This is a genomic window from Pseudorhodoplanes sp. (genome assembly GCF_050250235.1).
In the GTDB taxonomy this organism is placed as follows: domain Bacteria; phylum Pseudomonadota; class Alphaproteobacteria; order Rhizobiales; family Xanthobacteraceae; genus Pseudorhodoplanes.
Genome location: NZ_JBFWPA010000062.1, coordinates 1 through 12435, shown reverse-complemented (window position 1 = coordinate 12435; position 12435 = coordinate 1). Strand labels below are relative to the sequence as shown.

At 58.1% G+C, this 12435-nt stretch carries 11 protein-coding genes and 1 pseudogene; 2 read left to right on the top strand and 10 right to left on the bottom strand.

Annotated features, from left to right (window positions below):
- The first annotated feature begins 119 nt into the window (after positions 1-119).
- A complete protein-coding gene (locus tag AB7F49_RS23330) occupies positions 120-977 on the top strand; it encodes an IclR family transcriptional regulator (protein WP_428526791.1) in 858 nt (285 codons plus the stop codon).
- On the opposite strand, the gene AB7F49_RS23325 is transcribed toward AB7F49_RS23330, so the two are convergent.
- The 8 genes from AB7F49_RS23325 to dctP form a co-directional block, all read right to left on the bottom strand.
- Positions 946-1878, bottom strand: coding sequence for a 3-carboxyethylcatechol 2,3-dioxygenase (locus tag AB7F49_RS23325; protein ID WP_428526789.1), 933 nt, complete (start codon positions 1876-1878; stop codon positions 946-948). The genes AB7F49_RS23330 and AB7F49_RS23325 overlap by 32 nt on opposite strands.
- Before the next feature lie 78 nt (positions 1879-1956).
- Entirely contained in the window at positions 1957-2241 is a 285-nt protein-coding gene (locus AB7F49_RS23320; protein WP_428526787.1) for a hypothetical protein, read from the bottom strand.
- 382 nt (positions 2242-2623) lie between these two features.
- Positions 2624-3565 (bottom strand): 3-carboxyethylcatechol 2,3-dioxygenase, encoded by a 942-nt coding sequence (locus AB7F49_RS23315; protein WP_428526785.1) that lies wholly within the window; start codon positions 3563-3565, stop codon positions 2624-2626.
- Between the two features lie 130 nt (positions 3566-3695).
- Positions 3696-5009 (bottom strand): TRAP transporter large permease, encoded by a 1314-nt coding sequence (locus AB7F49_RS23310; RefSeq protein ID WP_428526783.1) that lies wholly within the window; start codon positions 5007-5009, stop codon positions 3696-3698.
- A gap of 1 nt (position 5010) precedes the next feature.
- Positions 5011-5517 carry a TRAP transporter small permease gene (locus tag AB7F49_RS23305; RefSeq protein ID WP_428526781.1) on the bottom strand — a complete coding sequence of 169 codons (507 nt, stop codon included), beginning with the start codon at positions 5515-5517 and terminating at the stop codon, positions 5011-5013.
- Entirely contained in the window at positions 5510-6670 is a 1161-nt protein-coding gene (locus AB7F49_RS23300; protein WP_428526779.1) for a hypothetical protein, read from the bottom strand. The genes AB7F49_RS23305 and AB7F49_RS23300 overlap by 8 nt, the downstream gene beginning before the upstream one ends.
- A complete protein-coding gene (locus AB7F49_RS23295) occupies positions 6667-7743 on the bottom strand; it encodes a hypothetical protein (RefSeq protein WP_428526777.1) in 1077 nt (358 codons plus the stop codon). Before AB7F49_RS23295 ends, AB7F49_RS23300 begins: the two co-directional genes overlap by 4 nt.
- Positions 7736-8710, bottom strand: a complete 975-nt coding sequence (gene dctP, locus AB7F49_RS23290) for a TRAP transporter substrate-binding protein DctP (RefSeq protein ID WP_428526775.1) — start codon at positions 8708-8710, stop codon at positions 7736-7738. The genes AB7F49_RS23295 and dctP overlap by 8 nt, the downstream gene beginning before the upstream one ends.
- A 151-nt stretch (positions 8711-8861) precedes the next feature.
- Between dctP and AB7F49_RS23285 the strand changes: the two genes are divergently transcribed.
- Entirely contained in the window at positions 8862-9569 is a 708-nt protein-coding gene (locus tag AB7F49_RS23285) for a GntR family transcriptional regulator (protein WP_428526773.1), read from the top strand.
- A gap of 601 nt (positions 9570-10170) precedes the next feature.
- Here AB7F49_RS23285 and AB7F49_RS23280 read toward each other — a convergent pair.
- Both AB7F49_RS23280 and AB7F49_RS23275 read right to left on the bottom strand, forming a co-directional pair.
- Positions 10171-10619 (bottom strand): annotated as a pseudogene (locus AB7F49_RS23280) (integrase core domain-containing protein); the annotation flags it as partial.
- Positions 10620-11286: 667 nt separating this feature from the next.
- Positions 11287-12435 (bottom strand): aromatic ring-hydroxylating oxygenase subunit alpha (locus AB7F49_RS23275; protein ID WP_428526771.1); only part of this gene is annotated, 1149 nt, incomplete at its 5' end.

Genomic DNA, 12435 nt, shown 5'->3' with positions numbered 1-12435 from the left:
CGGCAATATAAGCTTAGCTGCGACACGCCGAACGGTGCTTTGACGATGATCATGCAATCGGAAAGGCTGTGTTTCCGGCAAGCGATACGCAATTTCGGACTAAATGAAGAAGCCCTTAAATGAGCGACCTTGATGACCGACGCGACTATGGGGTGCGATCGGTGCAGCTGGCGCTCGACATTCTCGAAATTATCGCAATGTCAGGTGAGGAGCTTGGAGTCACACAGATCGCAGACCAGTTGCGACTAACAAAGGGCTCAGTCTATCGACACCTGCAAACGCTGGTCGAGCGCGGCTATCTAACGCAAAATCTCCAGACCACGCGCTATCATATCGGTCCCCGCAGTCGGATGCTGGCGCGTCTTTCCGTTCAGCCCGACCTCATTCACGCCGCCGAGCCCTTGCTCTGGGACCTACGCAATACGGTTGGGCAGACTGTCGTTCTTTCGGAAATGGGGGCGCGCGGGGCAGTCGTGGTGAAGACGGTGCCCGGCCCTTCGCCGATTGAGATTGGTGTACGCCCTGGTAGCGAACTCGCTTTCCATGCCAGCGCGCAAGGCAAAATATTGTTGGCCAACGCCCCGGAGTCTCTGCAGAAGCTTGTACTTGCCGGGCCGTTGCGGCGCTTTACTGACCATACGATTACCAAACGGAGTGCACTTGAGGCCGAATTGCAACTAGCGCGCAAACGAGGCGACGTTTCCGCACCCGAAGAGAGCATTCTCGGCCTCAATGCGATTGCAGCTCCAATTTTCGGCGAGGACGGTAGTTGTGTTGCTGCGATTGCGATCGTTGGATCAATCCAGTTTATCCAATTGGAAACGAACCAACGCACTTCACAAAAGCTGACGGAAGCCGCTCGACAGGTCTCAAACGCGCTTGGTCATCGCCCGGCAAAGGATTCCGTCGACGCGCCCGCTCAAGCTGCCACAATCAAGCAGAAGATCAAGCGGCGCGCACGACGCCCATACCAGTAGCCCAATCATTTACAATGTCGTAATAGACAAGCTCAGCGCTATAGCTGCCTTGCTCACCGAGGGCAGCGAAGGCGGCGATCCAACTGCGAATCTCGTGCCCACCTTTGCCACCGTTCTTGGTTATCCATTCATCAGAAAATGAATCGACTTCCTGCAGCCTTTGACCAAGCACGACTTCAAGAATGCGTTGGTCCCACTCACGGCTCGGTGGCAAGATTGGCGTCTTTCCTTCAGCAAGGCCTCGTGCTGCGACTTTGACGCGCTCCTGTCGCCGTTTCTCGAATTCACGAGTCCACGGCGTCTCGCCAATCAAATATTTCTGCGTTTCTGGCGAGGCCTCTTCATAGGGCATGTTTGGCGGATCGTGTGACAAACCACCCGAACCGACGAGCAGAATGCGCTTGTTAAGAGTGCGCAGGTAGCGCCCAACCGCCTCGCCCAACTGACGTGAGCGTTTGCAACTGGCCCGTGGAACCGAGTTGCAGTTGATGAAGATGGGGATTGTCGGATAGGCATTTAGCCGTTTGGTGAGAAGGTTCAGCGCGATCGTGAACCCATGGTCTACCTTCATGCGGTAGGACGTCGCGATATCGAATTCGTGTTGCAACAAGTAACTCGCAAGACCCTGCGCCTCACCGATCGGAACGTTCAGCTCACCGAGTTCGATGTCCCAATCTTCGGCGCCAATTGCGTCGAAACCCACGCAAAACTGAGGCATCAGATCGTGGAAAAATCCATTGAAATGGTCGGGCCCGAATAGAACGATTATCTCGGGATCATAAGCATTGACGTACTCATGTGCCTTGTCGATCCCGGCATAGAACTGATGCCCCTGCTCTTCTTTGGTTGGCTTGACGTTGAGCAGAAGCGGGCTGTGAGATGTGCAAATCAATCGCAACATGAGGCTGTTCTCTAGGACAAAACTGCGTTTCCTTATTTTGATTTTGATATTCCCGGGCCACCGAGTCAACCCTAGTGGTCACATCGCAGATAGGGGCGGCCCGCAAGGCAGAGCAGGCACGAAATCCAACACCTGCTTGAACTGGTCGCGAGAATGCAGGTCGCGCTTGAATTGATAGCCGCCATCGACCCTTTCTAGAAAACTCTCAAGCCGTCGACGCTGCTGCGGGTCGGATCGGTCTGCATGATGATAAGCGATGGCATCGTTGACGCTGGAAAAGATGTCGGCCGGTCGGCCGATCGAATTGGCGACATGCTCGCGTCCGGGCCGCTCCCAGATCGGGCGCGAAATCGACAGAAGCAAACGCTCTCACTCGCGCAGGATACTGGGATCGCTTGCTGCTATCCAAGATGATAGAGCTCCGCGAGGATGTCGCGCTGTCGCCCCTCAGATCATCAGTTCGGTTCGGGCTCCAGTCGGCCTCTGCGAAGCCTCGCTGGTCGAACGCCACAACCTCCCGATCGGATGTAGCATCGCGGCCGGCTCGATCTAGTCATGGTAGACGTAAGACAGTCCGTGCATGATCAGGAGCGGCGTTCGCCCGGCCATACCAATGACACGGTAATGATGATAAGATCGCCGGATAGTGCCTAGCCTGCGACGAGCGCTCGGTTCACGATCCTTTCCCCATCCATTGCGATGTGAATGCGGACTTGGCCGCGGCAGGTCCGTCTGCATCTTGCCATCAGGTGCGGCCAACCACGATGCCCATGCCGGTGATCCATTCCGGCACCAAGTGGTAATATTTGAGCTCCGTATGCAGGCCTCCGAGCTTGCGCGCCGCCGCGGCCGCGGCCACCCATGTACGGACCTCATGGGCTCCGAACCCGGCGACACGGTCGATCTCTGTATCACTCATGCGGTCGAAGTCATTGAGCCTCCCGGAAACAAAGGTGGTCAGGAAATCACGATCCCATTGCTCGCTCGGCGGGAGGCAGGGGCCTTTCCCCCTGACAAGTTCGCGGGCAGCGCGGACCACCCGGCTTTCTCGTGCGTCCAACTCCTCTTGAGTCGGCGTTTGCTTCTTGATCAGGCGCTGCGCAATGTCCGGCGGACTGAGCTCGAGGCGCGGGGTCGGAGGATCATGCGAGAGTCCCCCGGACCCGACAATGGTCATCTTCATATCCTTGCCGGCCAAGAATTCGCCAATCGCTTCGCCGAACATACGTACGCGCCGGAACGAAGGGCGCGGGTCAGCCGCGCAATTGATGAAAACCGGAAGCACATTGTATCGGTTGAGTGCTCCCGTAAGCTTGAAGAGCGGAATGGTAATGCCGTGATCGACCTTCATGTCGTGCGACAAGGCAAGATCGAAATCCCGACTCTGCAAGAAGCGGATACAGGCCAACGCCAGCTCACGCGGCACACGCAGCGGACCGCTTTCAAGATGCCAATCCTTGGTGCCGACCGCCGCCGTACCGATGCAGAACGTCGGCATCAGTTCATAGAAGAAGCCGTTGAAGTGATCTGGACCGAAAACGACAATCAAATCGGGATCGAATTGCTTTACCGCCTCTGCGCAGGAATCAAGCTCGGAGAAAAACGAGGCATGCACGCCTGTCTCGGTCTCCTCAACATCCGTCGTCATCAACGGACTATGCGAGCAGCAAATCAATTGCACTGCCATATTCGACTCCTCCTGTTTTAACCACTTCGGGATTTCTCCCGGACTCTCAAAATGACACGCAGGCGAGTCGCCATCGGCGTGTCCGCATCTTGGCATTCGCTATCCGAAGCATGCCGCGAAACCCTCCGCCTCAGCGCACGAACTGGGTGAGGTAGAGTGCGATTGGGGGAAAGATCATGATCAGAGCAACCAGAAGCAGCGCGCAGCCGATATAGGGGACTGCAGCCCACGAGACATCCTCGAGTTTGGTTCCCTTCGGCGCAACGCCGTGCAGGACAAACAGCAGAAGACCCAGCGGCGGCGTCGCAAGGCCAATTTCAAGGCCAAGCAACACGATTAAGCCGAACCAAACGAGATCGTAGCCGAGCGAGCCGGCCAATGGAAAAAAGACCGGAACCGTTAGCATCATGATCGATATCTGCTCCATGAACATACCGAGAAACAGCAGAACGACAAACATCGACAAAAGGATCACGAAGGGCGCAACATCGAAACTCGTCGCCCACTTGATCAAACCGGCACTTGCGCCGGAAAAGGCGAGCAATTGGCTGAAGATGGCGGATCCCATGACAATCAGAAGAATACCCGTGGACACTTTTACGGTTCCGAGCAGCGAGCGCTGCATCGTCTGGATCAGAGGCACGCGGAAGAGCAGGCACAGAGCTATCACACCGAGGACGCCGAAAGCTGCAGCTTCAGTCGGCGTCGCTACGCCCAACAGGATAAGGCCGGCAACACAGAAAATTACGATCCCCATCGGGAGCACATTGACGACAAAGCTGCGAATAGCGACGCTCCACGAAACCCTCTCGGTGTCATAAGCGGGCGCAGCGTCCGGATCGAGGCGCACCTGGATGAAAATCAGCACCGCATAGAACAGCGCAAGAAGGAGCCCCGGCAAAATACCGGCCACAAGAAGCGCCCCGATATTGATCCCGGCAAGACTGCCGAGCAGGACGGCAAGCGTCGAGGGCGGGATGATCATCGCAAGGCCGCCGGTTCCCAGAATCGGACCGAATGCCATGTATCGCTTGTAACCACGGCGAATCATCTCCGGCGCCATCAAAGAACCGAGCAGCGCGCCGTTCGCGAGCGACGAGCCGGAAAGCGTTGCGAAGACGGTTCCTCCGGCCACGGTCAGATACGACAAACGCCCGCGAACACGCCCGAAGAGCATGTCCAACGAATCGAACACCCTGACCGCGAGTCCGGAATGGAAGAACACCTCGCCCATCAGGACGAAAAGCGGCAGCGGCACGAGATGAAACGACGCCACGGAATCTGCCGAATTCGCAACCAGTTGCGTAACGCCGGAGAGACCGCCCATGAACAGCAGAACGCCAACAAGGTTCGTCAGCAAAAACGCGAACGCCACCGGCACGCCGAGCGCCATCAGCGCAAGCACCAGTCCAAGGAGAAGTGAAAAGGCCCAGTACCAACTCATATCAATGGCCTTCTGTGGACCTGCCGCCTGTCGACCGTCTCTGCCGGAACGGCAGCAGCAAAAATTCCATCCCGACGAAAGCAAAACTCACGGGCATGCCGATGTAGAATATCCAGAAGGGTATTGGGATCGACCGTATGTCCTGATCGCCGTTGCGCCAGGCGGTAGCGGTCAATTCGCTGCCGAACACGAACAGAATCAACGAAAGCGCGGCGCACAGCAGGCAGACAGTCCAGTCAAGCCGGATTCGCCAGGCATTTGGCAGCATATTTGTGAATGTATCGATCGCGACATTGGCGCGCTCTCGTACGAGCCATGGCGCCGCCAGCAGCGTCATATACAGCAGAGCATATTCGATGAACGCAGTAGTCCAGTCCGGCGGCTGAAAGCCGAAAGCGCGCAGCAGGACGTCCCAAACGATCACGGCAACCATGACGACCGCCAAGCCGCCTCCGCCCCAGGCCGTTGTGGTAATCAGATTGTCGTAGAGCGCGCCGAGCCTACGCATCGCAGTCCATGGCGTTCGCGGTTGTCCCATCCAGCAGGAGGCGACCGTGCTGCTCGGCGGGCGCGTCCAGGCTCAGCAATGCATGAGACGCGAGTGTATGGACATCGCGCAATGCGCGTTCGATCTGTCCGCCCGTCATGATCGCGGCCCCGCCAGCAACAGAGGCCGAATCCCTGACGGCGGAGACGCAAAGCGATGCGACCTCGGCGGCCTGGCTCCGAGCGCAGACCCGTAGGGCATCCATCCCCGGGGCCTGTTGTACCGCCGCCTGCTCGAGTCGACGAAATGTCGAGCGCAACGCACCCTCGGCCAGACCAATCTTCGCGCCGATTTGTCCGAGACGCGTCAGCGTAACGACAGTCGGTCCGCGCCGCTTGACGGATTTTGTCGCACCGTCGAGCGCGCCACGTGCAATTCCGACAGCAAGGGCTGCGAGGACGGACGCAAATAGAGGTATGACCGGGATCCTGTAAAGACCGCGGCAGTCGTCGGCCCGTCCGGATCGATCTTCGACCTCATTGTCGACGACACGAACCACGCGGTGCATGGGCACGACAACCTGTACTGCAGCAACATTCTTGCTGCCGGTACCCCGAAGCCCGAGCACGTTCCAACTGCCCTCTTCGACACGAATGTCCGCGCGCGGAAGGAGACAAAGATGCTGTATGTCGCCGCCGACTTGCTTCTGTACGGCGGCGAGTGCAACCCATTCGGCAAGGTCGATCCCGCTGCAATAAGCCCACTGACCGCTCACGACGAAACCGTCCGCGGACGCGACGAGCTCCGTTGTACGAGCACCATTGAGCACCAGGGGAAGCGCAGCCTGGCCGTCCTTGCCGAAAAGCTCCGCTTGGGCGCGTGGATGGAACCGCGCAGCAATCCAGCTATTCACCGCAAACAGGGACGCGACCCAGGCTGTTGACGCACAGCCGCTGGCGAGGGCGGACGACACATCGAGCAGGAGCTCGGGCGATCGTTCCAACCCGCCATAACTGGAGGACTGCATCAGCCGGAGAAAGCCCTGTTGGTGCAGCGCCGATGCAATCTCCGGTGACACACAGCCCTTCATCTCGCACTCGGCTGCGCGGGCGCGCAATTCAGGTACCATCGCCTCCGCGCGCTGAACTATTTCAGCCGAACTCGGACCCCTCATGCGCGCTCCGCCCCTATTTCGGCGGGCATGGCCAGCCGGCGATGCAGGTCGAGAATTTGCGGAATGGTCGAGGGAGAGCGGCGACCGAAGCCGCATTCGGTTGCAAGACCGAAATTCCTGCACACCGCTTCCGCGGCCGCGATCCGGCGCCGGCAGCCTTCCTCGCCATCCGTGAGATGGATGAGCCCCAGATACAAATCTGTGTTCACCTGAAGCCGCAGATCGCGAAGCGGCGCGTAGTAGGCAGAGTCGGTCCGGTCCCTCGGTACGGGAATATGGAACCAGTCGATCGTCCGGTGAACACTCGCACTGACGCGATTCATCAGACGCGTCAGGTTGCCAGCATCGGTCGGTTCGGCGAAGTGACGGTGGCCAAGGTCGCCATAGCAGAGATGATATCCGAGTTCGACCCCAGCCGGTATCATTTCGCCCAATCGCGCCAACCGTTCGACGATATCGTCCCAGACGTTCGCGTAATAGTGCGGCCGCACCCCCTCGATTGAGGCGAATTCGGACGCGACGTCCCACTGGATTGCAAGCTCGTCCCCGGGGATAGCTGCCAAGATCGTGCGAACCTCCTCCCGCATCCTGGCTTCGTAAACAGCCTCAACTTCTGCCTGCTGCCCGACTACGATCAAATGTTGAACGAAGGCATGCGGCGTCGGAAGCCCTACCTGCAGTTTCCAGCCGCGCGGCACTTTCGCGTCCCGCTTAAGCTCACGAAGCGTCGCATACGATTCGATAGCCCATTGCGCATAACCAAGTGCACCGATCTTCGCCTCGGCAAGACTCGACCGGATGCTGAAACGCGGCGGCGGACGCGTTCCGTCTTTGCGCCTGTCGCGGACGTCCACCTCGCGCTCCACCGGTTCGAAATGCGGATTTCCCTCAAGCACTCGATTCTGACAGTGTATCCAGTACCGTCGGCTTCCTGTCTCGCCATCGGGAACACGCGTCAGGTGATCGCCAAGATGATGCGCGAGCATCTGGAAGACAGCAGCGGAATTGTCGAGAGGCACGCTGCCGACCAGCAAGAGTTTGCGGTCGACAGCAGATCGGCCTGCCTTATTCACCAAAATACTCTCTCAACTTTACAGACGCTTTGGGCGAGCTTTTTTCGATTCGCGCCCACGAGGAGCCATAGGCGCTGCTAAGGAAGATTTCGGCAGCCTTCCCCTCAAGTACGAACGGCTTGATCCCTTTTTCGGTCTGCTCCTTCTTGATCCGTTGCTGCTCGGCCTGCCAGTAAGTGCGCGACTCTTTCTCAAACTCGATCGCCGTATCCTGCAGAACCTTCCGAGCAGGCTCGGGAAGACTGGTCCACTTGTCGATATTCACGATTGTAAGCACATCCGCCTGGAAAAATGCGGGATCGACCCGATACCGAAGAAACTTATCCCAGCCGAAATCAAGCACCGTTATGATCGGCGTTCCGAGTCCGTTGATGATGCCCCGCTCCAGCGCTGGATAGATTTCGGACGGCGCCATGTCGATGTTGGTTGCACGCAGCTCTTTGAAGAATTCATTGAAGATCGGACTGGATCTCAGTTTCACGCCCGTGAGGTTCAGCGCACCATCCGCATTCTGCTTGGGCGGCTCGCCCAGGAACAGGTTCATGCCGATGCCGCTGTCGAACCAGCCGAGCAGATGAGCATTCATCTTCTCCTTGAAGATGCCCGACATGAAATCCCATCCGCCATTTGCGCGGAGCTCCATCGGAGTCTTCTTCGTTGCGGAGAAAACATCGCCTTCTGGAATGAGGCCCAGATAGAAATTCGGCGGCTGATACAGGATATCCACGATGCCGTTGCGCAGCGCCGTCGCCTGCTGTCGCGGCGGTATCGCCTCGACGCCGCCGATCAAAGTCACTTTGACCACACCCACGCCGCGCTCATTAACCTTCTTGATGTACGATTCAAAACTGCGCGTGAAAATGTAGTTTTTCGGGAAGCCGGAGATCGCTTTCAGCTCGATCTCCGCCGAAGCCGCAGGAATCACGGCGGCCGCCAGCAGCGCTGCAGCCAAGAGCGTCTTTTGCATTATCCAACCCTCCCATTTTATCAGACAATATGTTATTATTGTCTGACGATAAAGACGGGCCAGAAGCCTGTCAATCCGCTGGGTGGTACCAGGGCAGTGGCCCGGATCGGCCATGTTTGCCTTCAAACGGAGCAATGATAATTAGGCGCACATGAGCAAACGCAGCTTATCCAAGACGTCATCGGAACCGGACCGTGCTCTGAGCGCAGTCGATTTTGTCGTGGCGCGAATTACCGACGACATTCGGAACGCGACCTACACCGGTGGCGACCGATTGGTCGAGGCCGAGATCATGAAGTCCCTTTCGGTCAGCCGAAGTTCGGTGCGCGAAGCCATCCGGCAACTGACAGCAGACGGCCTGGTTCAGATCGAGCGCAACAAAGGCGCCCGCATTCGAACGCTGACGCGCGAAGAGACACTCGCGTTAGATCAGGTCCGCGAGATGCTCGAAGGACTGGCTGCGCGGCTCGCCGCCGGCAGGATAAACCTATCGGAGTATCAGAAGCGCATGAAATCGCTGATGAAGGATATGAAAGCCAGCGAAAGCTCGGGCGACTGGCGGGCCTATCGAAAGCAGAATTCAGCGTTTCACGATCTCATTCTGGAAATGAGCGGCAACGAAACATTGCAGCGGTTTGCACGGCAGCTTCAATTACATAGTTTCCGCGTGCAATTTGACCTGCCGCTTAGCCGGTTTGCCGCGGCACGCTCGCTTGCCGATCACGAGAAAATTGTCCGCGCGATCCTGGACGGAGATGGCGGCGCTTCAGAACGCGCCATGCGGGCACACATTGCCAGAACAAACCAATGGATCATGAACGCGCCGTCCGCAGTCTTCGAGCCTGATTCACCGACATGAGATATCTCGGCTTACGTCAGCGAGGAAAGCATGACTGGCATTCCCTGTTCATCCCGCCGGTACCCTTCCTACAACCAGAAACTTTGACGAGATTGATCGATTTTCTGCCGAATCTATATCCGGCGCCAGGGGGACGATGGAAAAATGTCGGTCGCGGGACCTAGTCTAATGATCGGAAAGTCAGGCAGCTAAGCAGACAGCTCAATTGATTCGCGCGAGTGTTGAGAACGCTCACGTTCTTCCCTCCCACCTTTTTCGCGGCTTCCAATTGTCAACCTGCGGCCAGCCGCGATTGTCCTACCCGAGTGCTGACCTGACAAAGGAGTTCCCCACCAGCGCGCGCCGCGCCTAGTGAGGGAGTGTTTCGGGAAACGATACAGCCCGGTACGATTGAATTGGGTGTCAGAACATCTCCCTGGAGCGGTCTCGGAAGCACAAATTCAGAGAATGTTGGACGACAGTTCCTCTCCCTCCGCCAAATTAGCAGTAGCATCAATAACTTATGTCGATTTCTGCTTTCAGCCCCCGATAAAATCCCCGACCCGGCGCGGCCAATTCTGGTGTAGCGCAGCGCTCCGTCCCGTTGCGATCCTGGAGCGTTGCGAGCGGCAAATTCGGCCGGTGTGAGATTGCCCAGCGCGCTGTGCGGACGAGCATGATTGTAATCGTCCCTCCACGCGCTCGGGACGGTGCGAAGTTGGGCAAGCGAGGTGAACAGCGTCTCGTTGAGCAGTCCGTCGCGCGGCGGGCATTGAAGCTCTCGATGAATGCATTCTGCTGCGGCTTACCTGGCGCGATGTAATGCCGCTCGACCCGCGTCTCCTGCGACCAGCGCAAGATCGCCATGCCGATGAGTTCGGTGCCATTGTCGGAAACACACATCGCCGGCCGCCCGCGCTCCGCAATGATGACCCCGAGTTCGCGCACGACCCGCAGGCCGGGCAGCGAGTTGTCGGCGACGAGCGCCGCGAATTCGCGCGTGAAATCATCGACGACGGTCAGAATGCGAAAGCGGCGGCCTTCAGCGAAGGCATCCGACAGGAAGCCCAGACGGACACCGAGCCACGCGCTGAGTCCCGCCGCATTGGTTTGTTGGCCGGAAGGACCCGAGCGCGCAGCCCGCCTGATTGCGCCTAGCCACACGTCTTCAAATGAGTGGAGCAACAGACGTTGTCAGATAAATCTTGGCGGCTCAGCTTCTCCGGCTTTTGACCGCAAGGCGCGGAAATAGAATGAAGCTGCGCTGATTCGTAGCCTAGCGCCCCGCCTCAACATTCAAAAAATACACCCGAATTGAGAACATCGCGACCAGTACAATCAATGACACGACAACCGCAACCAACCAATCATTTTTGGTGGGGGGCGGGTCTTCCTTCCTGTGAATTACTGGATCCATGCAATCACCAATTTCCTATCGACATTGAGAATATAGACGGATCCCTCGAAAGCATTGCGCCGTCAGCTGATGTCGAAGAACCCGTTTTCGGTTTCGAGCCAGCGGCGCGACTTGGACAGAGTGCCGACCACCATCCGCGTGTATGGAGAACCGCGATCGTCGGCGCAGATTTTGCCTCACGACACTCAATTCCCGCCGGCTGGAATTTAGCAGGGAACAGCCGAACTGCAGCCGGCGTGGTGGTCGGATAAACATGAATATGAAGTCACATATCGCTAAATGGGGCTCGCTCTTGGAGCACGCGAAAACTGCTGAATCATTTCATGCCACCTCGGACTTGAATATCGTCTTCGGCGCCGGCGCGTCCATGCGGTGGTAGCGCGGCAACAGCCAGCTGTTGAATTGCGGCAGCGTCTCCTCGAGAAACGAATATCGTCCCTGCTTCACGAAGCGCGACTTGTATCCCTGCTGCATGATGAGGTTCGCCTCGATGTCCTGCTGGGCGAAGACCGCGCCTGACGCTTGCTGGATCTGGTAGGTCCAGTCGAAATGCTTCAGCCGGACCGTTTCCTTCGGCATGAACACCGTGATGACGAGTGTCATGCGGTCGACGGCCGTGGGCAGGATCATGAATGTGAAGACCTGGTCCGGCTTCAGCGAGAAGAACATGGTCGGCGGAACCGAGCCGTACATGCTGCGGCTTTTCTGCTCCTCGGTCAGCGTCGGGATCAGCGGGAAGAACGCGCGCTCCAGCGGATTCATGCCGCTGGCGCCGTCCGCGAAACCGGTCGGATGCATGATCTGACCGTCGCCCTCCTCGAACGGGATGAAGCCGGCAAGCGCAGCCGGCGCCATGTCGTGATAGCCGTCATGCACGAACATGGTGTGATACGGCTCGAGCGCGTTCTCGTGCATGATCTTCCAGTTGAACGGCAGATTCTCGCGCACGAAGCTCGGCATCGGAACCATGTCCGGTATGTTGTAGTTCGCGCATTCGGCCTCGAACTTCGCGAGCGTGGGCTTCAGCGGCTGCGCGTCCGGGTCGAAATTGACGAAGATGAAGCCCTGGATGACCTCGACTTTGAATTCGCGCAGACGGGTCTCCGCGCGCAGCGTCTTCATGTCGACCGTGTCGTGCATGAAGGGTGCCCCGATCAGGTGCCCCTTCAGGTCGTAGGTCCAGCGATGGTAGGGGCAGACCAGCTTGTTGCACTGCGCCTTTTCGTGAAGGCCGCCGCGCAGCACCGGGAAGCCGCGATGCGCGCAGATCGCAGACAGAACGCGGATGACACCGTCCTCGTCGCGCAGCACGATCAACGGTTCGTCGACGATGGTCACGGTGAAGGCACTGCCCGACTTTTCAAGCTGGTTTTGGTGGCCGAGATACAGCCACTCCTTGTAGAATATCGAATCCTTCTCGAATTCGAAGAATTCGGGCGACGTATAGGCTTCCGACGGCATCGTGCGGGC